Annotated in this window: 22 protein-coding genes; 13 read left to right on the top strand and 9 right to left on the bottom strand. The window is 65.6% G+C overall.

Features of this window, described 5'->3' with window-relative positions; genetic code table 11:
- Positions 1-31: 31 nt before the first annotated feature.
- Positions 32-1,579 (top strand): malonate--CoA ligase, encoded by a 1,548-nt coding sequence (locus J2Y55_RS12565; protein ID WP_310153111.1) that lies wholly within the window; start codon positions 32-34, stop codon positions 1,577-1,579.
- A gap of 175 nt (positions 1,580-1,754) precedes the next feature.
- Here J2Y55_RS12565 and J2Y55_RS12570 read toward each other — a convergent pair whose 3' ends face one another.
- Entirely contained in the window at positions 1,755-2,519 is a 765-nt protein-coding gene (locus tag J2Y55_RS12570) for an MBL fold metallo-hydrolase (protein ID WP_310153114.1), read from the bottom strand.
- A 109-nt stretch (positions 2,520-2,628) separates the two neighbouring features.
- Positions 2,629-3,219 (bottom strand): NADPH-dependent FMN reductase, encoded by a 591-nt coding sequence (locus J2Y55_RS12575; RefSeq protein WP_310153117.1) that lies wholly within the window; start codon positions 3,217-3,219, stop codon positions 2,629-2,631.
- A gap of 74 nt (positions 3,220-3,293) precedes the next feature.
- On the opposite strand from J2Y55_RS12575, the gene soxR reads away from it, so the two are divergent.
- Positions 3,294-3,752, top strand: a complete 459-nt coding sequence (soxR, locus tag J2Y55_RS12580; RefSeq protein WP_069690358.1) for a redox-sensitive transcriptional activator SoxR — start codon at positions 3,294-3,296, stop codon at positions 3,750-3,752.
- Positions 3,753-3,873: 121 nt separating this feature from the next.
- Here soxR and J2Y55_RS12585 read toward each other — a convergent pair whose 3' ends face one another.
- From J2Y55_RS12585 to J2Y55_RS12595, 3 genes are all read right to left on the bottom strand, one after another.
- Positions 3,874-4,674, bottom strand: a complete 801-nt coding sequence (locus tag J2Y55_RS12585; RefSeq protein ID WP_310153122.1) for a creatininase family protein — start codon at positions 4,672-4,674, stop codon at positions 3,874-3,876.
- A 296-nt stretch (positions 4,675-4,970) separates the two neighbouring features.
- Complete coding sequence (locus J2Y55_RS12590) at positions 4,971-5,630, bottom strand: NAD-dependent epimerase/dehydratase family protein (protein WP_310153125.1); 660 nt, start codon at positions 5,628-5,630, stop codon at positions 4,971-4,973.
- Between the two features lie 36 nt (positions 5,631-5,666).
- Positions 5,667-6,620: an oxidoreductase gene (locus J2Y55_RS12595; RefSeq protein ID WP_310153128.1), complete on the bottom strand. Its 954-nt coding sequence runs from the start codon at positions 6,618-6,620 to the stop codon at positions 5,667-5,669.
- 107 nt (positions 6,621-6,727) lie between these two features.
- On the opposite strand from J2Y55_RS12595, the gene J2Y55_RS12600 reads away from it, so the two are divergent.
- Complete coding sequence (locus tag J2Y55_RS12600; RefSeq protein WP_310153130.1) at positions 6,728-7,348, top strand: TetR/AcrR family transcriptional regulator; 621 nt, start codon at positions 6,728-6,730, stop codon at positions 7,346-7,348.
- A 9-nt stretch (positions 7,349-7,357) separates the two neighbouring features.
- On the opposite strand, the gene J2Y55_RS12605 is transcribed toward J2Y55_RS12600, so the two are convergent.
- Both J2Y55_RS12605 and J2Y55_RS12610 read right to left on the bottom strand, forming a co-directional pair.
- Entirely contained in the window at positions 7,358-8,806 is a 1,449-nt protein-coding gene (locus J2Y55_RS12605) for an FAD-binding oxidoreductase (RefSeq protein ID WP_310153133.1), read from the bottom strand.
- Complete coding sequence (locus J2Y55_RS12610; protein ID WP_310153136.1) at positions 8,803-9,597, bottom strand: GNAT family N-acetyltransferase; 795 nt, start codon at positions 9,595-9,597, stop codon at positions 8,803-8,805. The genes J2Y55_RS12605 and J2Y55_RS12610 overlap by 4 nt, the downstream gene beginning before the upstream one ends.
- 214 nt (positions 9,598-9,811) lie before the next feature.
- Between J2Y55_RS12610 and J2Y55_RS12615 the strand changes: the two genes are divergently transcribed.
- The 4 genes from J2Y55_RS12615 (at position 9,812) to J2Y55_RS12630 (ending at position 14,202) form a co-directional block, all read left to right on the top strand.
- On the top strand, positions 9,812-10,840 hold the full coding sequence (locus tag J2Y55_RS12615) for an ABC transporter substrate-binding protein (protein ID WP_310153139.1): 1,029 nt from the start codon (positions 9,812-9,814) through the stop codon (positions 10,838-10,840).
- Positions 10,841-11,001: 161 nt separating this feature from the next.
- A complete protein-coding gene (locus J2Y55_RS12620; protein WP_310153142.1) occupies positions 11,002-11,817 on the top strand; it encodes an ABC transporter ATP-binding protein in 816 nt (271 codons plus the stop codon).
- Positions 11,814-12,704 carry an ABC transporter permease gene (locus J2Y55_RS12625; RefSeq protein ID WP_310153145.1) on the top strand — a complete coding sequence of 297 codons (891 nt, stop codon included), beginning with the start codon at positions 11,814-11,816 and terminating at the stop codon, positions 12,702-12,704. The genes J2Y55_RS12620 and J2Y55_RS12625 overlap by 4 nt, the downstream gene beginning before the upstream one ends.
- 109 nt (positions 12,705-12,813) lie before the next feature.
- Complete coding sequence (locus J2Y55_RS12630; protein ID WP_310153148.1) at positions 12,814-14,202, top strand: FAD-binding oxidoreductase; 1,389 nt, start codon at positions 12,814-12,816, stop codon at positions 14,200-14,202.
- Here J2Y55_RS12630 and J2Y55_RS12635 read toward each other — a convergent pair.
- Positions 14,199-15,071, bottom strand: coding sequence for a hypothetical protein (locus J2Y55_RS12635; protein WP_310153155.1), 873 nt, complete (start codon positions 15,069-15,071; stop codon positions 14,199-14,201). The genes J2Y55_RS12630 and J2Y55_RS12635 overlap by 4 nt on opposite strands.
- A 121-nt stretch (positions 15,072-15,192) precedes the next feature.
- Here J2Y55_RS12635 and J2Y55_RS12640 point away from each other — a divergent pair, with 121 nt between their 5' ends.
- From J2Y55_RS12640 to J2Y55_RS12665, 6 genes are all read left to right on the top strand, one after another.
- Positions 15,193-16,431 (top strand): MFS transporter, encoded by a 1,239-nt coding sequence (locus J2Y55_RS12640; RefSeq protein ID WP_310153158.1) that lies wholly within the window; start codon positions 15,193-15,195, stop codon positions 16,429-16,431.
- 4 nt (positions 16,432-16,435) lie between these two features.
- Positions 16,436-17,581, top strand: a complete 1,146-nt coding sequence (locus J2Y55_RS12645) for an MlaE family lipid ABC transporter permease subunit (RefSeq protein WP_310153161.1) — start codon at positions 16,436-16,438, stop codon at positions 17,579-17,581.
- Between the two features lie 16 nt (positions 17,582-17,597).
- Positions 17,598-18,452 carry an ABC transporter ATP-binding protein gene (locus J2Y55_RS12650; protein WP_404978894.1) on the top strand — a complete coding sequence of 285 codons (855 nt, stop codon included), beginning with the start codon at positions 17,598-17,600 and terminating at the stop codon, positions 18,450-18,452.
- Between the two features lie 11 nt (positions 18,453-18,463).
- A complete protein-coding gene (locus J2Y55_RS12655; protein WP_310153164.1) occupies positions 18,464-19,606 on the top strand; it encodes an MlaD family protein in 1,143 nt (380 codons plus the stop codon).
- A gap of 76 nt (positions 19,607-19,682) precedes the next feature.
- Positions 19,683-20,315, top strand: a complete 633-nt coding sequence (locus J2Y55_RS12660) for an ABC-type transport auxiliary lipoprotein family protein (protein ID WP_310153167.1) — start codon at positions 19,683-19,685, stop codon at positions 20,313-20,315.
- A 233-nt stretch (positions 20,316-20,548) separates the two neighbouring features.
- The gene (locus J2Y55_RS12665) at positions 20,549-21,400 is read left to right on the top strand and encodes a hypothetical protein (RefSeq protein WP_310153170.1); all 852 of its coding nucleotides are present in this window, start codon (positions 20,549-20,551) and stop codon (positions 21,398-21,400) included.
- Positions 21,401-21,666: 266 nt separating this feature from the next.
- On the opposite strand, the gene J2Y55_RS12670 is transcribed toward J2Y55_RS12665, so the two are convergent.
- Positions 21,667-22,761, bottom strand: a complete 1,095-nt coding sequence (locus tag J2Y55_RS12670; RefSeq protein ID WP_310153174.1) for a serine hydrolase domain-containing protein — start codon at positions 22,759-22,761, stop codon at positions 21,667-21,669.
- Between the last annotated feature and the right edge of the window lie 71 nt (positions 22,762-22,832).

Below are 22,832 nucleotides of genomic sequence, written 5' to 3' on the forward strand. Positions count from 1 at the left end.
TGACCGGAAACGCCTGAAAGGACCCGAAATCATGGGCAACCACCTTTTCGACCTCATCAGGTCGCGTATCCCTGCGCAGGCTGCGCCTTTCGCGACGCTCGATGACGGTCGCAGCTACAGCTATGCCGACATGGTCGCGGTCTCCGCCCGCTTCGCCAATGCGCTGGTCGCTCTCGGCGTAAAGCCCGGCGACCGCGTCGCGGTGCAGGTCGAAAAGAGCATCGAGGCCTTGATGCTCTATCTCGGCACGGTGCGCGCGGGCGCGATCTTCCTGCCGCTGAACACCGCCTATACCCCGGCCGAAATCGAGTATTTCCTCGGCGATGCCGAGCCCGCCGTCTTCGTCTGCGATCCCGCCAAGGCCGCGGCGCTGAAGCCTTATGCCGACAAGGCCGGCGCGAAGCTGGAGACGCTCGGCGTCTGGCGCTCAGTCGATGTCTCGGCCGGCACGCTCTCCGACAAGGCGCTCGCGGCTGCGACCGATTTCGCCGATGTCGCGCGCGGGCCCGATGATCTCGCCGCCATCCTCTACACTTCGGGCACGACCGGGCGCTCCAAGGGCGCGATGCTGAGCCATGACAATCTGGCCTCGAACGCGCTCGCTTTGGTCGACTACTGGCGCTTCACCAAGGACGACGTGCTGCTGCATGCGCTGCCGATCTTCCACACGCATGGGCTCTTCGTGGCGACCAATGTCGTGCTGTTCTCGGGCAGCGCGATGATCCTGCTGCCGAAATTCGATCCCGACCAGGTCTTCAAACATCTGCCCCAGGCGAGCTGCATGATGGGCGTGCCGACCTTCTATGTCCGGCTCCTCCAGGATAACCGGCTGAACAAGGCTTCGACCGCCCATATGCGCCTCTTCGTCTCCGGCTCGGCCCCCTTGCTCGCCGAGACCCACCGCGAATGGCGCGAGCGCACCGGCCACGCCATCCTCGAGCGCTACGGCATGACCGAGACCAATATGAACACCTCCAACCCCTATGAGGGCGAGCGGGTGGCGGGCACGGTCGGCTTCCCGCTTCCGGGCGTCTCCGCCCGCGTCACCGACCCCGAGACGGCCAAGGTGCTGGGCGCCGACGAGATCGGCATGATCGAGGTCAAGGGCCCCAACGTCTTCAAGGGCTATTGGCGCAACCCGGAGAAGACGGCGGCCGAGTTCCGCGCTGACGGCTTCTTCATCACCGGCGACCTCGGCAAGATCGACCCCGCCGGCTATGTCCACATCGTCGGGCGCGGCAAGGACCTGATCATCACCGGCGGCTACAATGTCTATCCCAAGGAGGTCGAGACCGAGATCGACGAGATGCCAGGCGTGGTCGAAAGCGCCGTCATCGGCTGTCCGCATCCCGATTTCGGCGAGGGCGTCACCGCCGTCGTGGTGGTCAAGCCCGGCGCGACGATCACCGCCGCCTCGATCGCCAAGACGCTGGAGCAGCGCCTGGCCAAGTTCAAATTGCCCAAGCAGGTCTTCATCGTCGACGACCTGCCGCGCAACACCATGGGCAAGGTCCAGAAGAACCTGCTGCGCGAGACCTATAAGGACATCTACGCCAAGCAGATGAAGGCGGGAGAGTAGCCGCCGCTCGTTCGCCCGGCATCGGAGCCACACCGTCATCCTGGACAAGCCGCGCAGCGGCGCAGCTCCGGGAGCCATCGGAGGGCTCCGGAGCTCTATGATGGATCCCGGGACTTCGCTGCGCGAAGCCCAGGATGACGACGTGGTTCCGAGGATAGACTCTGAGCTCTAAGCCTTAAGCCGCGCCGCTGGCCCGCAGGTCGATCGTCTCGCCATCCCGCGGGATCAGCAGGCGCTCTGGGCCGATGCCGCGTGCCTGTGCGGCCTGCCGCAGGGCGACGCGGCTGACCGTGGCGTGGTCGAGCGCTTCCATATGGGTCGCGATCACGGTCGCGCGCGGCGCCGCCTCGCAGAGGTCGAGCGTCTGCCCGGCATCCATCACGATCAGCGTGCCGTCCCAGAGCGCGCCGCAGGAATGCGTCACGATGATATCGGGGTCGGTCGCCTTCAGGGCGTCGAGCAAGGGCGGGTAGAGCACGCTGTCGCCGCACCAGTAGAAGGCAGGCTCGCCCGGCGCCTCCAGGCCGAAGCCCATCACGGGGCCCATCGTCTCGACGACTGCGCCGGTGCCGTGCTGGGCTGGATGCGATTTGAGGATGATCGGGCCGAGCCGGAGATAGCAGTCGAGCGGTGTGATCGCGCGGAAGCCGGCCTTGGCGATGGTCTCCTCGTCGCCGGCGCGGCAGATCAGCGGCAAGTCCTTGGGCAGGCGTTCCTTGGCGACCTCGTCGAAATGGTCGGCATGCAGATGCGAGACGATGACGAGGTCGACCCCGGCGAGGATGTCCTCGATCGGTAGCGGCAGATCGACCATGGGATTGTTCGAGCGGCCGGCGATGGAGCGCCGGCTGTGGCGTGCCCCGAGATCGGGATCGACGAGGATCGTCCTGCCGGCATAGCTGAGCTTGAGTGCGGCATTGCGGAGAAGTTGTAGCTGCATAGTCGCTCTGGTTCCTGTGGCGATGGCATCTTTCCGCCATCGCCGGCCCGGCAACCAGTTCGAATTTGTGCGGCTATGGCCACAGATCCGTGAAGTGACGGCGCTGGTTTCAGGCTGCGAATTGCCCGTAAGGCACGCTGTTTCGGGCGTTGCGCAGGGCTGTGGCCCACCAATGCAATTGCGCCAGCATGGTCGCCATCGCCTTCTCCGGCTGGTCGGCATCCAGGAGCCTGCCCGACGCATCGAAGCGGCTCCAGACATTGGCGAAGCAGACGCCATCGCGGATCGTCATGGCGTGGAGCTCGGCGAAGACGAGGCGCAATTGCTCGACGGCGCGCAAGCCACCCGAGACGCCGCCATAGGAGACGAAGCCTACCGGCTTGCCGCGCCACTCCTCGCCGACGGAGTCGATCAGGAACTTCAGCGCAGCGGTATAGCCGCGATTATATTCCGGCGTCGCGATGACGAAGCCGTCGGCATTGCCGATGCGCTGCCTCAGCGCTTGCACGGCGTCGTGCTCGCCGCGCTGATGTCGCTCCGGCAGGCCGAGCGTGACGGGGTCGATGATGTCGAGATCGAAGGGGCCGTCGCCTTCGATCTGCGCTGCGGCCCAGCCGGCGACCTTGTCGCAGAGGCGGCCTTCACGGGTGCTGCCATAGATCAGCGCCAGCTTGATCCTGGGTTCGAGCCTGCGATGCATGGGGATGTGCTCCAGTTTGCGTGTCGGGAGCCAGTTGTATAGAACCTCAACTATAGTTGAGGTCAAGAGCATCGATGGCGAACGGGCATGCATCTCCCCTGGACGAATTGAGCGTCGGCGAGGTCGCGCGCCGCACCGGGCTCGCCGTCTCCGCGATCCATTTCTATGAGGCGAAGGGCCTGATCCGCAGCAATCGCAGCGCCGGCAACCAGCGGCGCTATCCGCGCGAGGTCCTGCGGCGGGTTTCGATCATCAAGGTGGCGCAGCGCACCGGCATGCCACTGAAGACGATCCGCGAGGCCTTCAAGGCGCTGCCGGCCGAGCGCACGCCGACTGTCGCCGACTGGGCGAAGCTGTCCTCGCTGTGGAAGGCGGAGCTGGAGCGGCGCATCGACCGGCTGACGCGGTTGCGCGACCACCTGACCGACTGCATCGGCTGCGGCTGTCTCTCGGTGAAGGGTTGCCCCTTGCACAATCCCTGGGACAGGCTGGCCGAGCAGGGGGCAGGGCCGCGCTTGCTCGATCCGGATTGAGCTGTTCAGGGCATAGGTTCAACCCCGTCATTGCGAGCGCAGTGAAGCAATCCAGAGGTTTGCGCGAGCCCTCCTGGATTGCTTCGTCGCTGACGCTCCTCGCAATGACGGCTGCCGCGCCTCAATCGGCCTCGTGCAGCTTCGCCAGCGGAAATCGGGCGACATCGGCCATAAGCTCGGCAAAACCCTTCGCCTGGAAGGCCGACGTCGCCTTGCCTTTCTCTGCCGTGGCGAGGCTGGCGTCGCCGGCTGCGCCCGAGGCGTGAACATCCTGCGCCATCCAGGCGAAGGCGTGCAGCCCGGTCGGTCGCAACCAGGTGTAGCCCTCGCTCGCCATCGCGACCGTCAACGGCTCGAAGCGCCCGGCCTTGCTCATATCGACGAGGTCTGGCCGGAAATGCAGCATCAGCGAGGTCTCGATATCGCCGGCATGGATGCCGTGATTGGCGTCGAGATCGGCAAAAAGGCCCTGCGGCAGGCCAAAGGCGCGCCAGGCCGTGGTCACGGTGAGCATGCCGAGGCGCACGCGCAATTCGCGCGCGACAACCTTCATCGGATCGACATTGCCGCCATGCGAGGTGAGGATGACGAGCTTGCGCAAGCCTGCACGCCTGACGCTCTCGCCGATCTCGATCCAGGCGCTGGTCGCGGTCTCCCAGGACAAGGTCAGCGTGCCCGGCGAATGCAGGTGCTCGTTCGATTTGCAGATCGCCATGGTCGGCAGCACCAGCACGTCGAGTCCGGCCGGGATGAGCGGCATCGCCTCAGCCAGCATCGCGTTCATGATCGTGGTGTCGACCGAAACAGGCAGATGCGGTCCATGCTGCTCGATCGCCGCCAGCGGCAGCACCGCGACGGTGTCGTCGGCGGACAGCCCCTCGAATTCGGTGGTCTTCAGCTCGCCCCAGAAGCGCGCGGTCATGCTCTCGTCCTTGCAGCCAATCGAGGGCGTAACCCTAGGCCATCGGCCCGAAAAGTGGGAACCGGTTTTCGGGCCAAGCCGATGCGAGAGCAAAAACCTGAGAGCAGCTAGTTCAGCGCGGCTGAGAGAGAAGGCCGCTCCGGCTTCGCGCCGTTTCCGAAACACAGCCCTCATCCTGAGGAGCCGCGTAGCGGCGTCTCGAAGGATGTTCCAGGAGGCTCCGGAGCCATCTGGAGCATCCTTCGAGACGCAGCCTGAAGGCTGCTCCTCAGGATGAGGGCTCAAACTATAGACCGTCAAAGCCGGTTGATGTCGGCATTCTCGATGATGGATTTGGGCGCTCCCTCCCTTGCCACCTTGAGCATCGCCTTGCCGATCTGCTCGGTGGTGGTGATGGAATTCGGCAGCCAGCGCTGCAGCAGGGGCAGCAACGGCGCGGTCAGGTCGTAGATCACGCGATAGAGCCTGGTCTTCGAGCGGATGCCGTGCAGCGGCTGGATCGCGCCCGGGCGGAACATGTAGGAGGCCTTGAAGGGCAGGCGCATGATGGCGTTCTCGGTCGCGCCCTTCACCCGCGCCCACATCCAGCGGCCTTTTTCGCTGCTGTCGGTGCTGGCGCCCGAGACATAGATGAACACCATCGTCGGATTGAGCCGCACCAGCGTCCGGGCGGCGGCGAGCGCGATGTCATAGGTGATGCGGCGGTAGTCGGCTTCGCTCATCCCCGCCGAGGCGACGCCGAGGCAGAAGAAGCAGGCGTCGAAGCCCGTGAGCTGCGATTCGATCGCGGCGTAGTCGGTCAGATCGGCGTGAACGATCTCGCGCAGCCTGGCATGGCTCTGCCCGGTCGCGCTGCGGCCGATGGTGACGACCTCGCTCACGTCGGGATCGAGCAGGCATTCGCGCAGCACGCCTTGCCCGACCATGCCGGTCGCGCCGAAAATCAGGACTTTCACGGATCGTATCCTTGGCTTCAGCGATGGAGTTCGGTCTCAGGCAGTCGTCGCGGCGTCGACGGGCTCGGCGAAACTCACGCCGGTGAGCCGCTCGGCGGCGTCCCAGAGTCGCGTCGCGATAGCGGGATCATTCGCTTGCCCGACCATCTTCGAATGCGACGGTGCGCCTCTCATTTCGTAGAAGCCATTGGGGCCATAATAGCCGCCCTTCTCCGCGTCGGAAGCGGTCGCCGCATAGAGCGTCGGCAGGGCGCCGGCGGCAGGCGATTGGCTGAACAGGGGAGCGAGCAGGCGCGTCACCTGCCAGAGCAGCGCCGGCCCGCTTTGGGCGGGACCGTTCGCGATCAGGTCTGTCGTCGCCCAGCCGGGATGGCTCGCAAGGCTGGTCAGGCCCCAGCCCTGGGCGTCGCTGCGACGCTGCAGCTCCAGCGCGAAGATCAGCATGGCGAGCTTGGACTGGCTATAGGCCTTCCAGGCATTATAGGGCCGCTCGCCCTGGAGATCGTCGAAATCGATCGTGCCGCGGCGATGCGCCAGGCTGCTCAATTGGATCACGCGCGGCGCGGCGCTTTTGCGCAGCAGCGGTAAGAGATGCGCCGTCAGTGCGAAATGCCCGAGGAAATTGGTGCCGATCTGCATCTCGAAACCGTCGGCCGTGATCGCCCGCTTTGGCAGCGCCATCACCGCGGCATTGTTGATCAGGATGTCGAGCCGGTCGTGCCTGCTGGCGAAGGAAGCCGCGAAAGCCTGGATCGAGGATAGCTCGGCGAGATCGAGCAGGCTGAAGGAGATGGTCGTGCCCGGGACGGCGGCCTTGATCCGCGCCACCGCCTCGCTGCCCTTGCCAGCGTTGCGGCCGGCGAGGACGACCTCTGCTCCAGCGCGGGCGAGCTCGATCGCGTCTTCATAGCCGAGGCCGCCGGTGCCGGTGACGATGGCGAGCTTGCCGGCTTGCGAAGGGATATCGGCAGTGGTCCAGTTGTCTTTCATGGCTCTTTCCAGGCGTGGGATGGCGGGAGCGCTGGCGGATGCTAACTTGGATGCAGATATTTGCATCAAGTGCAAAATTGCAAGAGATGAAATTAAAGAGTTTTCCGATGCCTGATCAAACGCGCGGCGCGCCCTTGCGCAACACGCCCAAGCCAGGACTGCGCGAGCGCAAGAAGCTCCAGACCCGCGAAAGGCTGACGAATGCGGCCATGGCGCTGTTCCTGGAGAAGGGCTTCGAGGCGACGACACTGGACGATATCGCCGCAGCCGCCGAGATGTCGCGCCGCAGCTTCTTCCACTATTTCGCTTCCAAGGAGGAGGTCGTCTTCGCCTGGAAGGATGCCTTCGGCGACGGGCTTGTGGCTGCGCTGGCGCAGCGCCCACAAAGCGAGCCGCTGCTGCTGGCGGCGGAGCGGGCGCTGATCGCCAGCATCAGCAGCTATGAGCGCGAGGAGGCGATCGCCCTCTCCCGGCTGGTGAAGGAGACGCCGGCCCTGCGCGCCTATGATCAGGTCAAATACGAGAAGCTGGAACGTGTGCTGGCGGCAGCCCTGGCCGAGCGCACGGCCCAAGGCGGCGATCCGTTGCCGGCGCGGCTCGTCGCCATGGTCACGATCGGGGCGCTGCGGGTCGCGAGCGATCTCTGGCTCGATCATGCCGGTGCCGAGCCCCCGGTGGATTATGCCAGGCGCATCTTCGCGGATCTGCGCAAGCTGATCTGCGGCTGAGGCGCAAGCTCACTCGGCCGCTTCCGTGGTCTTCGCATCCGAGGCTTGGGCCTCCCAGTCCAGCAGCTTGCCCGGGTTCATCAGCCCATAGGGGTCGGCGAGGCGCTTGAATTCCGGCTGCGGCGCGTCGGTGCGCTTCCAGCCAGCATTGTTCAAGACCCATGTATGCGGGTTCGAGGCCTGGATGCCGGCTGCCTCGGCTTGCCGCATGATCTCGTGCAGGCGCTCCGCCGTGCTGAAGCGCACCAGCGGCAGGCTGGAATGATAGACCTTGCCCTGCCGGCGCTGGAACTCGATGTGGAAGATCACGTCGTCGCGGAAGGCCTCCTCTGCCCAATCGAGCAGCTCGAGATTGCGGCCGGGTGGAAAGCGAAGCTGCAGATAGGTGATCGTCGGATCGAGCTTGAGCGCATGCAGCGTGGTGTGGTTCCAGGTGTATTCGTAGAGCGGGCCGGGCGCGCCTTTCTCCCGGTGCTCGCCGAAGGCGGCAGCCCTTGCAGCCTGCGCCCCGCGCGCAAAGGTCACGCTACCGCCCATCTCGGCGATCAGCCGGTCGAGCTCGTCGCCCTGCGGCTCCGACACCATCAGGATGGCGAAGGCCTTGTCGCCGAGATAGGGTCCGAGGCGCTTGAGATAGGGCGCGATCGCGGGGGCGTGGATACTGACGAGCTTCTTGGCGATGCCGTCGCATTCGGTGAAGGCCTGGCCGAAGGCGGCCGCCGCCTTCAGGCTGTCGAAGGTCGCGATCCGCTCGGCCCAGGCATGGGCCGGCGCGAGCGGGACCTCGACCTCGGTGATGATGCCGTTGACGCCATAGGCGTGCATCACCTTGAGGATTTCCTTGCCGCGCAATTCGATCAGGCGCGGCTCGGGCTCGACCGTCATGACTTCGAGCGCGATCACCGCGCCGAGATTGTCGATCTGGCCCCATGTGCAGGAACCGGCGCCGGCCGCGCCGCCGGCGACGAAGCCGCCCAGCGTCGCCTGCGCCCGTGTCGAGGGATGCATGCGCAATTCCTGCCCGAGCGGCCAGAGAGCCTTGTCGATGTCGAGCAGATTGGCTCCGGCCTCGAAGCGGCCGGCGCCGAGCGTGGTCGAGACGACGCGGTTGAGCCGGGTCAGGTTCATCACCACGCCGCCTTCCAGCGGCACGGCCTGGCCGTAATTGCCGGTGCCGCCGCCGCGCACCGTCAACGGCACGCGATGGCGCGCGCAGGCCGAGGCGATGCGGGCGACCTCCGCCTTGTCGCGCGGCAGGATGATCAGCTCGGCCTGCTTGCCCTCGAGATCGGGCTTCAGCACCGGCGAGAACCAGAAGAAGTCACGGCTATGCATGCGCAAGCTCGGCGCATCCTCATAGATCGTCAGATCCGCGAGTTCAGCGCGCAGCGCGGCAAGGGCAGGGCGGGTCATGGCAGGGGTGGTCATGGCGGGGCTGGTCATGGCGGGGCTGGTCATGGCATGTCCGGCGCGCTGAGGTAATGGGTCAGGGTGAGGTAGCGCCTCATGCCTAGGGACTCCGCCAGCCGGATGGAAGCCGTGTTTTCCTCGGCGACCTGATAGCGTGCAACATGGCCGCGACGCTGCAATTCTGCCAGCGCCGTGCGGACCACGCGATAGGCCAGGCCTTTGCCGCGCTCTTGCGGCTGGGTGTAGACGCCCCCGACCTCCCAGACCGGGCCGTCGATCTGGAAGGCAAAGCAGGCCGATAGTGGCTTGGGACCGTCCCTGAGCACGCTGATGAAGGCGCGCCTGCTCTCGATCAGGGGCCCCAGCCACTCTGCGCTGTGGCCTTGCGCCGCCAACAGCTCGAACGGCGTCTTAGCGGTGGTCGTCTCGATGTTTGCGCCCGCGTCGAGTGGGGCCGTCGCTGTTGCGGTGTAGGACAGGAAGGCGGTGCGCCGTTCCAGGGGAAATGCCTCCGCCACGACAAGCCGGTCGGCCTGGCTCGCCAGCTTGAAGACCAGGGTCTGCTCCCGCGGCACGAAAGCCAGCAGGTCCCGCGTGAGTTCGGGGCGGCTGCTGGCGATGAGGACCGACGCGCTGGCTGCCGGATAGGTCTCGCGATCGAAATCGCTGAAGCGATGGTCGAGCAGCAGCAGTGTCGCCGCATCATCGCCCTTGACGATCTGATGCACGGTCGCGGCCTCCGGGGAGGCGAGCAGAAACTTCAGGAGAACGACGTTTTCGAGGGGCGCCCGCCGGAGCACGGCAAGCAGCGTATCGGAGACGGCATGTTCGGAGCGCATTGCGCCAGCCTAGCTGGAACCGCCCGCTGGGGAAGCCCGCTGCCTGCATCCATGGATCGCGTGGTGTTTCTGCTTGCAGCCTGGGCAATTGCACGTTCTCTGTGCGCAAGAGCGTCATGCCGCATTTCCTGCCAGCGGTGCTGCATGGCATGTATGTTGCTGGCCCGCGATCACGGCGCAGCTGCGCAAAAGCCTTATCCAGGAGGTCTCCAGCATGATGATGAAGTATCGCATCAACCGGCGCGCGGCGCTGGGCCTCATCGGCGGCTCGGCCGCCTCCGTCCTGGTGCCGGTGCCCGGCAGCAAGGTCAGCGCCCAGACGCTCGACAAGGTCTCCTACCAGACCAATTGGCGCGCCCAGGCCGAGCATGGCGGCTTCTATCTCGCCGTCACCAACGGCATCTACAAGAAATACGGCATCGACGCCGATATCCGCCCCGGCGGACCGCAGCAGAACCCTTCGCAGCTCCTGCTCGGCGGTCGCGTCGACATGATCATGTCGAACTCCTTCGAGGCGATCCGCTATGCCCAGGAGAACATCCCCTTCCTCTGCATCGCCTCGATCTTCCAGAAGGACCCGCAGGTCCTGATCTCGCATCCCGGACAGGGCAATGACTCGCTGGCTGCGCTGAAGGGCAAGCCGATCCTGGTCGGCGCTGCCGGGCGCACCAGCTACTGGCCCTTCCTGAAGGCGAAGTTCGGCTATACCGACGAGCAGATCAGGCCCTACACCTTCAACATGGCGCCCTTCCTGGCCGACAAGACCATCTCGCAGCAGGGCTTCCTGTCGTCCGAGCCCTTCGCCATCCAGAAGGGCGGGGTGAACCCGGTGGTGCATCTCATCGCCGATGCCGGCTTCGAGAACTATAACACCACGATCAACATCTCGCAGAAGATGGTCGCGGAGAAGAAGGACCTGGTCCAGCGCTTCGTCACCGCCTCGCTGGAAGGCTGGGCTGAATACATGAAGGCCGGGCCGAGCGCGGCCGCAGCCAACGCCCAGATCCTGAAGGACAATCCCGACATGGATCAGGAGAAGATCGACTACGCCGTCAAGGTCATGAACGAGAAGGGCATCGTGCTCTCCGGCGACGCGCTGACGCTCGGCATCGGCGCCATGACCGATGCGCGCTGGGCCAGCTTCTACAAGACGATGACGGAGGCCGGCGTCTTCCCGGCCGGCGTCGATATCAAGAAGGCCTACAGCCTGGAGTTCGTGAACAAGGGCGTGGGCAAGGCGTGAGGCGTTCGGCGGCCGCCTCCTCGCCGTCATCCCGGACAAGCCGCGAAGCGGCGCAGATCCGGGAGCTATCGTAGAGTGCGGCGCCCTTCGATGGATCCCGGGGCAAGCCCGGGATGACGTCGCACTCGTTGTGACTGTCACAGACAACGGATCATCAGGCTTTGGACACAGCCTATCTGAGCACACCCCATGCCGTCCGCAGCAGCGAGGCCAAGCCGCTCGTCTGCGTGCGCCATGTCTCGAAACAGTTCGCCAACGGCACGCTCGCCGTGCGCGACGTCAACCTGCATCTGGGCGCCGGCGAGTTCATCAGCCTGCTCGGCCCCTCCGGCTGCGGGAAATCGACCCTGCTGCGCATGATCGCCGGGCTGGGCGCCCCCTCGACCGGCACGATCGAATGGCCGACGACCAGCCATGACGCCTCGGGCGAGCCTGAGCGCGATCTCGGTTTCGTCTTCCAGGACCCGACCTTGATGCCCTGGGCGACCGCGCTCGCCAACGTCATGATGCCCTTGACGCTGAAGGGCGTCCGCAAGCGCGAGGCGCAAGAGCGCGCCGCCGAGATGCTGGCGCTGGTTGGGCTCAAGGGCTTTGAGAAATCCTATCCGCGCGAGCTCTCCGGCGGCATGAGGATGCGCGTCTCGATCGCGCGCGGGCTCGTGCTGCGGCCAAAGATCCTGCTGATGGACGAGCCTTTCGCGGCGCTCGACGAGATCACCCGCCACCGCCTCAATGACGATCTGCTCGAACTCTGGTGGAAGGAGAAGTTCACCGCCGTCTTCGTCACCCATTCGGTCTTCGAGTCGGTCTATCTCTCCAAGCGCATCGTGGTGATGGCGGCGCGTCCCGGCCGGGTCATGGCCGATCTCGATGTCGATGCGCCCTATCCGCGCGACGATCTCTTCCGCACCTCCCCGGAATACGCCCATCTCTGCCGCGTCGTCTCCGGCAAGCTCAAGGAGGCGATCGGCTCATGAGCGCGCCATCCCTTGAGACAGCCCTGCCGCACGCCCCCCATGACGGCACAGACGCTGAAGCCCGCCCCGTCTTCGCGACGGAGCCCCGCATCCTGGGCCTGCCCGCCAGCGCCTGGCCGCGCCTCCTGGCGCCGATCGTCATCGGCGTGCTGGCGCTTGGCCTGTGGGAGTTCCTGGTCCGCTGGAAGGAGATTCCGCCCTATGTCCTGCCCGGGCCGCTCCTGATCGGCCAGACGCTGATTGCCGACTGGGGCACGCTCTCGGGTTCGCTCTGGATCACGCTGCGCATCACCTTCATGGCGCTGGCTGCGGCCGTCATTGTCGGCGTTGCGCTCGCCGTGCTGTTCACCCAGTCGAAATGGCTGGAGATGTCGCTTCTGCCCTATGCGGTGATCCTGCAGGTGACCCCGATCGTGGCGATCGCGCCGCTGATCATCATCTGGGCCGGAGACATCAACCTCTCGCTCCTGATCTGCGCCTGGATCGTCGCCTTCTTCCCGATCCTGTCGAACACCATCCTCGGGCTGAATTCGGCCGATCACAACCTGATCAACCTGTTCCAGCTCTATGGCGCGACGCGCTGGCAGACGCTGCGCCATCTCAAATTGCCGGCAGCGTTGCCGTATTTCCTCGCCGGGCTGAAGATATCGGGTGGGCTCGCGCTGATCGGGGCGGTCGTCGCCGAATTCGTCGCCGGTACCGGCGGCAGCTCGTCGGGCCTCGCCTACCGCATCCTGGAGGCGGGCTATCAGCTCAAGATCCCGCGCGTTTTTGCCGCCCTGATCATGATCTCGCTGTCGGGGATCGCGATCTTCCTCGCGACGAGCTGGATCTCGCATCTCCTGCTGCGGCGCTGGCATGAGAGCGCGCTGAAACGGGAGAATTGATGCCCTGTCGTCATTGCGAGCGCAGCGAAGCAATCCAGGGGGACGTCGAGCGCTAAGACTCTGAATTGCTTCGCTGCGCTCGCAATGACGAAGCTGCAATGGATACGATATGAGCTTGGACATCGAAAGAAAGCACAAGCCGCCGCAGCCTTCGCGCTACGACATCGCCGGGCTGAAGGCCGATCTCGACGGCATCCCGCTGATCGACGAGCCGCAGGTGGTGCGCAAGCGCTCGCGCGACTTCTTCTGGTATTCGCCGATCCTGAACCAGGAATTGGCCGACAAATCCGCCGACATCATCGCCTGCCCGCGCGATGAGGACGAGGTGGTGCGGGTCGCCGCGGCTTGCGTGAAGCGGCGCATCCCGCTGACGGTCCGTGCGGCTGGTACCGGCAATTACGGCCAGGCCGTGCCGCTCGAAGGCGGCGTGCTGCTCGACATTACGGCATTGAGTGGCATCGCCTGGCAAAAGCCCGGCGTGGTCAGGGTCGCCGCCGGCTCGCGCCTGCTCGACATCGATATGGCGACGCGCGAGGCGGGTTTCGAACTGCGCATGCATCCCTCGACCAAGCGCTCGGCCACGATCGGCGGCTTCGTTGCCGGCGGCTCGGGCGGCGTCGGCTCGGTCACATATGGCGGCCTGCGCGAGCCCGGCAACATCCTGGCGGCGCGCATCGTCACGATGGAGGAGGAGCCGCGCATCCTCGAACTGCGCGACGACGCGGCCCAGAAGGTCAATCGCGCCTATGGCACGACCGGCATCATCACGGCGCTGGAAATGCCGCTCGCTCCGGCCTGGCCCTGGATCGACGTCATCGTCGCCTTCGACGACTATATGGAGGCCTTCCAGGCCGGCTACGCGGTCGCGCTCGCCGACGGCGTGGTCAAGAAGCTGGTGACGCCGATCTCATGGCCGATCCCGGCGACATTCGGCGCGCTGAAGCAGCATTGCCCGCAGGGCAAGAGCATCCTGATCTGCATGATCGCCGAAGCCTCGCTCGGGCCGTTCAAGGCGATCATCGGCCAGCGCGGCGCGGTGACCTATGAGGCTCCCTCGGAGGAGGGGCCGGGCACGGTCCCGCTCTACGAATACACCTGGAACCACACCACGCTGCAATGGCTGAAGGGCGACCGCTCGATCACCTATCTGCAATGCATGTTCCCGCATGACCGGCTGCTCGAGAGCGCCGCTGAGATGATCGCGCGCTTTCCCGACGAGGTTCTGGCGCATCACGAATTCATCCGCTTCGGTGGGAGGATGACCGCGAGCGCCTTGCCGATCCTGCGCTATTCGACGCCCGAGCGCCTGAACGAGATCATCGCTTTGCATGAGGAGGCGGGCGTGATGATCGCGAATCCGCATGTGGTCTCGCTCGAGGCCGGCAGCCGCCACAAGCGCGCCGATGCCGACCAGCTCGGCTTCAAGCACGAGGTCGATCCGCTCGGCCTGCTCAACCCCGGCAAGATGGCGAGCTATGTCGCCGCGGGAGCGGTTTAAGCGAAATAGGCGAGCTTCTTGTCGGCGCGCAGCGCGTCGATCTCGCGCAGTTCGGCTTCCGAGGTCGCCGGGGGGGCGGGGGGAGCGGGCGGCGGCGCCTCGCCGGGCACGTCGATATATTCGAAATCGACATCGTCGTGAACGAGCGGGCTGACCTGGTGCTTGAACTCGCTCGTCGGCCGCGCGGAGATCTTGCGCGGCGCAGACACGACCGAGGTCGGAATCTCGTCGATCTCGATGATCTCGATGTCGTCATAGGCGCTGAGCGGCGCCGCCTCCCGCAGGCTGAGCCCGCGCGCCGGCTGGACCTGCTCTGCGTCGCTTTCGCCCTGCGCGCCCTCGCAGAACGCCCGCAGGCTGCTGTCGAGCATTGCGATCGTATCGGCGATCTTGCCGATCTGCTGGGCCGTGCCGTCGATGTTGGCGGTCGCGGCGTTGATCTCGGTGGCGCGCCGGTCGAGCATGTCGCAGAGGACCTCGTCGGCGCCGGCTTCGCGCAGGCCCCAGGCGGCCTCCTGCACGCTCTCGACCGCGGCGGCGATGCTGCCGGAGGCGCTCTCGATGCGCGCCGCCAAGCCAGATGACGGCTCCTGGCTGCGCCCGCTGATCCGTTCGAGGTCGAGCCTGAGATCGGTGATCAGCGCGGCAGCCTCACGCAGGTTGGGCTCGGGTGGCGCGGGCTGGGCATTGACGCCGACGACGCGCTCGATCCGGCCGATGGCGGTGAGCAGCTGGGCCGTGTCGGCCTGGCGGTTGCGTTTGGCGAATTCGGCCATGAACCAGCGCCCGCGCGCCGTCTCCATGACGGCGGCCGCAATGGCCTCGTAGTCGGTTTCGCTCAGCGGCGTTAGCGAACGCGGCTCAACCATGGCCAACCTGCTCGTGAAGGACTGGCCGAATCGCCATTCGTCAGTCGAAATGCACCATCTCCAACCGTGCCCCCGTATTGCTTAAGGAAGTGCTGCCGGCGCCATGCGATTGGGCTTGAAAATGGCGCTGCTTCCGCAGGGTGGGGTCGGGCCGCGACTGTCGCTGATGCATGCGCTGAATTTCCTCGGCGTCGGCATCTACATGCCGTTCTTTCCGATCTGGCTCGCTTCCAGAGGGCTCGGCGACGTCGCCATCAGCGTCGTCCTCACGATTCCGATCCTGATGCGCGTCGTCGCTACGTCATGGGTTACCGGGCTCGCCGACAGCCGCCTGCCGCCGGTTCTGCTGCTGGCCGCGCTCAATGGGCTGGCGGCGCTGCTCTATCTCGCCTTGCTGCCGGCGCATGGCATCTGGCTGATCGGCCTGACCATGGCGCTCAACGCCGCCGCCATCTCCGGTGTCGTGCCTTTGGCCGACGTGCTGACGACGGCGCAGATCAGGGCGGGCGCTGCGATCGACTATGGCCGCGTCAGGCTATGGGGCTCGGTCAGCTTCTTTGCGGCGAACCTGCTCGGCGGCTACCTGATCGCCCGCCTCGGCGCCGGCATCATCCCGCTCGCTTTGGCGGCGAGCACGGGCCTGGCGGCGCTTGCCGCGCTGGCGGCCCCCGCTCCACCGGCACGCCTCAGGCCGCCGCAAGAAGCAAGCCCCGCTCCGGTTGGCTTCAGCCCGGCCTTCCGGCTGGCGCTGGTCGCCATCGCCTGCGTGAACGCGACGCATGCCGCGCTCTACGCCTTCGGCTCGCTGCACTGGCGCAGCCTCGGTTTCAGCGACACCGTCATCGGCGGCCTCTGGGCCGTGAGCGTGGTGGCGGAGGTGGGGTTGTTCCTCTTCGCCGGCGGCATCGTCGCGCGGGGCGCGGCCGGCTTCGCCTGGATCGCGGCCGGCGCGGTCGCCGCCATCATCCGCTTCGGCGTCATGGCGCTCGATCCCGGGCTCGGCGTCACGCTGCTGCTGCAATTGCTGCATGGCCTGACCTTCGGCTGCGCTCATCTCGGCGCGCTGGCGGTTCTCTCCGCATTGGCGCCAGAGGGGCGGCGCGCCGCCGCCCAGGGCAGGCTCGTGGCGCTGAGTGCGCTGGTCAGCGCCGCGATGACGATTCTGTCGGGCTATCTCTACCAGCGCCATGGTTCGCTGGCGTTTCTCGCCATGGTTCCACTGGCGCTCGTCGGTCTCGTTCTGCTCCTGCTTGCAAAGCGCAATCTGCCCGGCGATACAGGCAGCAGGGGCACAACAAGATCGACCGGACGGGCGCTGCGGGCAGGTCGCGAGACCGCTCCGGTGAAGGGTTTGACTTAAAGCCATGGCGAGCCTCGATACCGCCGAACCGCAAGCCGTCTTCCGCGACGATGCCGGCACGCTTGCCGTCGCGCTCGCGGGCTCGTGGAGCGCCGACCGCGCGCCGCGAGTCGAGGCGCTGATCGCGGAGATCGGCGAACGCATCGCCAAGGGCGCGTCGTCCCGACTCGATCTCTCGGCCGTGACGCGGCTCGACACGATGGGCGCCTATGTCCTCAACCGGCTGAAGCTGCAGCAGGAAGCCAAGGGCGCGGCCGTCGACATCGTCAGCGACCGGCCCGAACATGGGATCCTGCTCGCCGAGGTGACGGTCAGGGATCACGAGGTGCCGGCGCATCCCGGCCATTTCGGCGTCGTCAGCGTGCTGGTCGACATCGGCGCGGCGGTCGTCAGCTTCGGGCGCGACATGGTCGGCGGTGCGATGTTCCTCGGCGAGGTCGTGGTCGGCTCGGTCGGCGTCGTGCTCGGTCCGCGCAAGTTCCGCGGGCCCTCGCTGGTCAACCAGATCGAGCTGATCGCCTTCAACGGCGCGCCGATCATCATGCTGATCTCGTTCCTGGTCGGCTGCATCGTCGCCCAGCAGGGTATTTTCCAGCTCCAGCAATTCGGCGCGACCGTCTTCGTCGTGAACCTGACCGGCATCCTGATCCTGCGCGAACTCTCCGTGCTGCTGACCTCGATCATGATCGCCGGCCGTTCGGGCTCGGCCTTCACCGCCGAGATCGGCTCGATGAAGATGCGCGAGGAGATCGATGCGCTGCGCGTGATGGGGCTCGATCCGATCGAAGTCCTCGTCGTGCCACGCATCCTGGCGCTGATCATCTCGCTGCCGATCCTGACCTTCCTCTCGTCGATGTCGGGTTTGACCGGCGCGGCGCTCGTCACATGGCTCTATGGCGGCATCGGCATCGACACTTTCCTGGCCCGGCTGCAATCGGTCATCACCTGGAAGCATTTCGCGGTCGGCCTCATCAAGGCCCCTTTCATGGCCTTCGTCATCGGTCTGATCGCCTCGATCGAGGGCCTGGCGGTCCAGGGCTCGGCCGAGTCGCTCGGCCGGCAGGTCACGGCCTCGGTGGTGAAGGCGATCTTCATGGTCATCGTCGTCGACGGTCTCTTCGCCATGTTTTTTGCATCTATCGCGTTTTGAGGATCGTAACCCGGCCATGAAATCGCCCATCAGCGAGCAATCGGCCGAGCCAGGCGAGCAGGGGCACGCGCGGGACGCGACGCCTGACGGCGGGACGGAGGCCCCGGAGGCCATCCGCGTGCGTGATCTCAAGGTCGCCTTCGGCGACAAGGTGATCATGGACGGTCTCGACCTCGACGTGATGCGCGGCGAGATCCTGGGCTTCGTCGGTGGGTCAGGTCAGGGCAAGTCGGTCCTGACGCGCACCATCCTGGGCCTGGTGCGCAAGTCCCGCGGCACGATCGAGGTGCTGGGGGACGATGTCGATGAGCTCGACCTGGTACAGCGCCGCGCGCTGGAGCGCCGCTTCGGCGTGATGTTCCAGCATGGCGCCTTGTTCTCGGCCTTGAGCGTCAAGCAGAACATCCAGGTGCCGATGCGGGAATATCTCAAGCTGTCGCCGGCCCTGCTCGACGAACTGGCGATGGTGAAGCTCGATCTCGTCGGCCTGAAGCCCGACGCCGCCGACAAGGCGCCGTCCGAGCTCTCCGGCGGCATGATCAAGCGCGCGGCGCTGGCGCGGGCGCTGGCGCTCGATCCGGAGATCGTCTTCCTGGACGAGCCGACATCGGGGCTCGATCCGATCGGCGCCGCCGAGTTCGACGAACTGATCGTGACGCTGAAGCAGACTTTGGGGCTGACCGTCTTCATGGTAACCCACGATCTCGACAGCCTGTATTCCGCTTGCGACAGAATCGCGGCGCTCGCGGACAAACGGGTCGTCGCGGTCGGTACGCTTGCGACCATGCTGGCGTCGGATCACCCTTGGGTGAAGGCCTATTTCGGTGGTGAGCGGGCGAGGGCGCGTCTGCCGGCGGGTATGCAGGGATGAAGCGCTAGACAATGGAATCGCGGGCAAATTACGCGCTGGTCGGGCTGTTCACGCTTGCAGTCCTCGCAGCGGCGTTCGGCTTCATCTACTGGTTCAACAGCGGCGGCGCCGGCCGGCGGCAGGATGTGCGCGTCATTTTCAGCGGCACCGTGACCGGGCTCGGGCGCGGCTCCAGCGTGCTCTTCAACGGCCTGCGGGTCGGCGAGGTGACGCGAATCGAATTGCTGCCGGATGATCCGCGCCGCATCTATGCGGTGATCCAGGTCGACAACACGACGCCGCTGCGCGTCGACACCCGCGCGCGCATCGAGGCGCAGGGCCTTGCCGGCGTCGTCGCGGTTCAGTTGCTCGGCGGCGAGCCGAACTCGCCTGTGCTGCAGGCGCAGCCCGGCCAGCAATTGCCGACCATCATCGCCGAGCGCTCGGAATTCCAGGACATCCTTGAGACCGTCCGCACCATCGCCAAGCGCGCCGACGAGGTTCTCGGCAGCGTCGAGGGGCTGGTCAAGGACAATGCCGGCTCGATCAGCAACACCGTCAGGAATGTCGAGCGCTTCTCGGCCGCGCTCGGCGACAATTCCGATGGCGTCGACAAGCTGATGAAGAGCTTTGGCCAGATCGCCGAGACGATCTCGCCGCTCGCCCTGAAGCTCGGCACGCTGAGCGAGGAGCTCACCCAGATCGTGCGCTCGGTCGACCAGAAGAAGGTCACCAACATCGTCGACAATGTCGACAAGTTCACCGCGGCGCTGGGCGGTTCCAGCGACGATGTCGGCAAGGCGGTCAAGGAGGTCGCCTCGATCACCGAAAAGCTGAACAAGGCGGCAGATCAGGTCGAGGGCGTGCTCAAGAGTGCGCAGTCCTTCCTGAACACGGCAGCTGGGCCGGACGGCAAGAGCGCCTTCACCGATGTCGGCGAAGCGGCTCGGTCGATCCGTGTCCTGGCCGACAATCTCGACAAGCGCACCGCGGAGATCACCTCCGGCATCAGCCGCTTCACCGGTCCGGGCCTGCGCGACATCGAGTCCCTCGCCAGTGACGGCAAGCGCACGCTGACCGATATCAACCGGACGCTGCGCAATATCGAGCGCAATCCGCAGCAATTCATCTTCGGCGGCAAGCCGCCGCTTCCTCAATATGGTGGGTCGCGCTAGCCTCATGACGATGTCGATCCCGCCTATCCGCCTAGATCACGTCGCATTCGGACGGAAACGTCCCAATGCGAAAAACGTGATCGATGTTAAAAGCTTGGAGCATTGCTCCCGCGAAAAACCGGTACCCACTTTTTCGCGCAAGGCTCTTGCCGTCCCGACCGCGCTGCTTGCCGCTGTGCTGATGCTGGCCGGCTGCGGCGGTGGGGCTGTGCCGACGACCTATGATCTCTCGGCGCCCCGTGATGTCGGCCGGGTCGGCGGCTCGCGCGCCGCGCTGGTCGTGGCCGAGCCGACGACGGTCCAGACCCTCGATTCCGACCGGGTGATCGTCAAGGACTCCTCCGGCGCATTGTCCTTCGCCGGCGGCGCGCAATGGGCCGACCGCGTGCCGAAGCTGGTGCAGACGCGTCTGGTCCAGACCTTCGAGAATGGTGGCCGGCTCGCCTCCGTCGCGCGGCCGGGCGAGCGCATCGTGCCCGACACGCAGCTCAACACCGATATCCGCAGCTTCAACATCGACACAGCGAGCGGGGCTGCCGTTGTCGAGATCACCGCCAAGCTGGTGGGGGACCGCTCCGGCAAGGTCCAGCGCGCGCGCCTGTTTACCGCCCGCGTACCGGCGAGCGGCGGAGATGGCGGCGCGGCCGCGCAGGCGCTCGACCGGGCGCTGTCGCAGGTGCTGATCGAGATCGTGCGCTGGGCGCGGTGACCCCACGCCCAGCAACGGGTCCGCTATGCCGAGTTGACTCGATCCATGCGCTTTGTGCCGTGTCGTGGATGTGCGGCAATTGGCGTTAGAGTGTTTTCGAGTGAAGTGGACGCCGGTTCGCGTGAAGAAAACGCATTAAAACAATGAGCTGGAGCTGTTCAACGATCCAATTGGATCGGAAATTTCTCTAGGAGGCTGCTTATCAATTCTTCGAGGATATCGGCCCGCGCGCCATGACGCTTGCAAGATTTTTGACGAGCCGGCTGCACAATTGGCTTCAGCCCTGGCAATCTGCGGCCCGGAAGACGCGCCTGCGGGATTTCGGCCTGACACCGGACGACATGCTGCCGATCGCGTATCTGCAGCCCGAAGCGCCTCATCGCTGCGAACATCCGCTGTGCGGCCTTTTGATTGCCGATGCACGTCGCTTCCATCAACGCAACGCGCCTCGATCGGGTTTCAGGCGCCGGTTCGTGCCGACCGCAATGCTGCTGGACATGGCTCGCTATCCGACATCGGACGCCTATATGCGCGCCGTCTCGAAGCGCTCACATGGCAATATCGCCAGGGCAGCCAGGAAAGCGGCCCGCCTCGGCATCAACTGTGCGCCCATTCAACTGGAAAGCTATGCGGCGAGCATGGCGGCCATCTCCAAGTCGAAGCGTTTCCGGTCCGGTGGGCCGGTCCTGTCCGCTTGGTTCGGCGCCGGTTCCAAGCGCGTCGACACGCGGGACGCTCCCTTGGAGCCTGCCTGCCCCTTGCACTGGACCTTGGCATGGGGCGCCTTCGTCCAGGAATCGGCGGGTCCGAGGCTGGTCGCATTTCTCTCGCTGAGGCGCGTAGGCGATATGTGCCGCACGCACGAACTCATGTGCCATGGCGACTATCTGCAAGCCGGAGCTATGAAGCTTCTGTTCCTCGAGGTGGCTCGCTGGCTGATGGATCGGCAAGCCCCTGAAGTCCAGGGCCTGCGCTGGTACATGTACGGCGCCATGGAACATGGCTCGTCCGGGTTGCATGAATGGAAGCGGCTGATGTGCTTCGAGCCCGCCAACCTCGCATTTGCCAGCCGGCCGGATAGCTGAACGCGGCGTTTGGTCCGGCAAGGTGCAGCGCGCATGCCTGTTCACGGCTCGCGTGCCGGCGAGCGCAGGCGCTCGGCAGGGCGCTGTCGCAGCTGCTGATCGAGGTCGCGCGCTGGGCGTGGCGAGCCGCTAGAGCCGGATGATTTCAGAACGGATCGACAAGCGATCCGATCTGAAATCGGAATCCGTCTCTCATCAAGGAGTTAGAGCAGGATGCGAAAAACCGGTTCCCACTTTTTCGCATCCTGCTCTGGCACGTCGGGACACTACTGGCGCGTCGTTGCGTTGGGGTCGCGTCCCGGATCGCGGGCGTGCGCCGCGTTCAAAAGCAGCCACATCAAATGGCCCATCTGCCGCTCATTGACCTTGGCCGTATCGGTCTGGTGGACGACGACGAGGTCGTTCACGGGGTCGATGATGATGAACTGTCCATAATTCCCATCGGCCCAGAAGCCGCCGGGAGACAGGTTCATGACCGCGACGCGCCGGTCTGGGAAACCGGTCCACCACATATAGCCGTAGCCGGATCGAAGATAGGTTTCCGACGAGGCGGTCGTGCTCTCCTTGACCCATGATGGCGAGACCAGGGCCCTGTCGCGCCAGCGCCCGGAACGCAGATAGAGCAGGCCGAACCGGGCCAGATCCCGCGCGCTCATATGGAACGGGTAGGCGGGATGCAGCGAAACCTCGCCCCTGACGTAGCGACCGTCGCGCGGCCGATAATCCTGCATGCCGACGGGATTGCCGATGCGTTGCTGGAACATCTCGAAGATCGATGCGCCGACAGCGCGTTCGTAGATCGTTCCAAGGACGTTGAAATCCCAGTTGTTGTAGTACCAGAACGTACCGGGCGGATGACTCCCTCGAACGGGGCGGCGCGCGACCTGGCTCGGCATCTCGACAAGGGCGGGTCGGTAGACGCCCGACCGGGATTGCAGCAACTGTCGAACCGTCGCCTGTTTCTCGGCCTCGGTGAGGGCGGGCGGAACATCATCGATGCCAAGCGAGCCCAGTGTTGCGTCGAGCTCGATCTTGCCCTCCGCCACGGCAATGCCGATCAGGGCGCTCAGAAGGCTCTTGCGCACCGAGTATAATTGCAGCCGGCGGCCGATATCGCCCCAGCTGTCGACGATGCGTCCATGTTGCACGACGATGAAGCTCGCCGTGCCGATGGACTGCGAGTAGGCCCGGGCCTGGGCCAGGATGTCTGTGTCCCACCCCGCCTGCTCGGGAGGCGTTCGATCCCACTCGCCCCCAGGCCAGTCATCGACAGCGGACAACGGCGCCGCACGAAGCGGAGAGCCTCGTAGTGTCAGATAGGCGAGGGGCAGCGCCAGAAGGCTGCGGCGGTTGACTGACACGAGGTCGTTCTCCAGCGAGTTCGTCCATTTGGCGGCGAACTCGACGCTGCGCTCAAACGAAAAGACCGCCC

It is taken from the genome of Allobosea sp. BE125 (genome assembly GCF_031456075.1).
In the GTDB taxonomy this organism is placed as follows: Bacteria; Pseudomonadota; Alphaproteobacteria; order Rhizobiales; family Beijerinckiaceae; genus Allobosea.

Bases quoted from the DNA above. Each gene is read 5' to 3' on its own strand.
- J2Y55_RS12625 (WP_310153145.1), top strand. From the start codon at position 11,814: ATGAGCGCGCCATCCCTTGAGACAGCCCTGCCGCACGCCCCCCATGAC.
- J2Y55_RS12655 (WP_310153164.1), top strand. From the start codon at position 18,464: ATGGAATCGCGGGCAAATTACGCGCTGGTCGGGCTGTTCACGCTTGCA.
- J2Y55_RS12650 (WP_404978894.1), top strand. From the start codon at position 17,598: ATGAAATCGCCCATCAGCGAGCAATCGGCCGAGCCAGGCGAGCAGGGG.
- J2Y55_RS12630 (WP_310153148.1), top strand. From the start codon at position 12,814: ATGAGCTTGGACATCGAAAGAAAGCACAAGCCGCCGCAGCCTTCGCGC.
- J2Y55_RS12565 (WP_310153111.1), top strand. From the start codon at position 32: ATGGGCAACCACCTTTTCGACCTCATCAGGTCGCGTATCCCTGCGCAG.
- J2Y55_RS12615 (WP_310153139.1), top strand. From the start codon at position 9,812: ATGATGATGAAGTATCGCATCAACCGGCGCGCGGCGCTGGGCCTCATC.
- soxR (WP_069690358.1), top strand. From the start codon at position 3,294: ATGGCGAACGGGCATGCATCTCCCCTGGACGAATTGAGCGTCGGCGAG.
- J2Y55_RS12645 (WP_310153161.1), top strand. From the start codon at position 16,436: ATGGCGAGCCTCGATACCGCCGAACCGCAAGCCGTCTTCCGCGACGAT.
- J2Y55_RS12605 (WP_310153133.1), bottom strand. From the start codon at position 8,806: ATGACCAGCCCCGCCATGACCAGCCCCGCCATGACCACCCCTGCCATG.
- J2Y55_RS12570 (WP_310153114.1), bottom strand. From the start codon at position 2,519: ATGCAGCTACAACTTCTCCGCAATGCCGCACTCAAGCTCAGCTATGCC.
- J2Y55_RS12600 (WP_310153130.1), top strand. From the start codon at position 6,728: ATGCCTGATCAAACGCGCGGCGCGCCCTTGCGCAACACGCCCAAGCCA.
- J2Y55_RS12585 (WP_310153122.1), bottom strand. From the start codon at position 4,674: ATGACCGCGCGCTTCTGGGGCGAGCTGAAGACCACCGAATTCGAGGGG.
- J2Y55_RS12610 (WP_310153136.1), bottom strand. From the start codon at position 9,597: ATGCGCTCCGAACATGCCGTCTCCGATACGCTGCTTGCCGTGCTCCGG.
- J2Y55_RS12635 (WP_310153155.1), bottom strand. From the start codon at position 15,071: ATGGTTGAGCCGCGTTCGCTAACGCCGCTGAGCGAAACCGACTACGAG.
- J2Y55_RS12640 (WP_310153158.1), top strand. From the start codon at position 15,193: ATGGCGCTGCTTCCGCAGGGTGGGGTCGGGCCGCGACTGTCGCTGATG.
- J2Y55_RS12665 (WP_310153170.1), top strand. From the start codon at position 20,549: ATGACGCTTGCAAGATTTTTGACGAGCCGGCTGCACAATTGGCTTCAG.
- J2Y55_RS12575 (WP_310153117.1), bottom strand. From the start codon at position 3,219: ATGCATCGCAGGCTCGAACCCAGGATCAAGCTGGCGCTGATCTATGGC.
- J2Y55_RS12595 (WP_310153128.1), bottom strand. From the start codon at position 6,620: ATGAAAGACAACTGGACCACTGCCGATATCCCTTCGCAAGCCGGCAAG.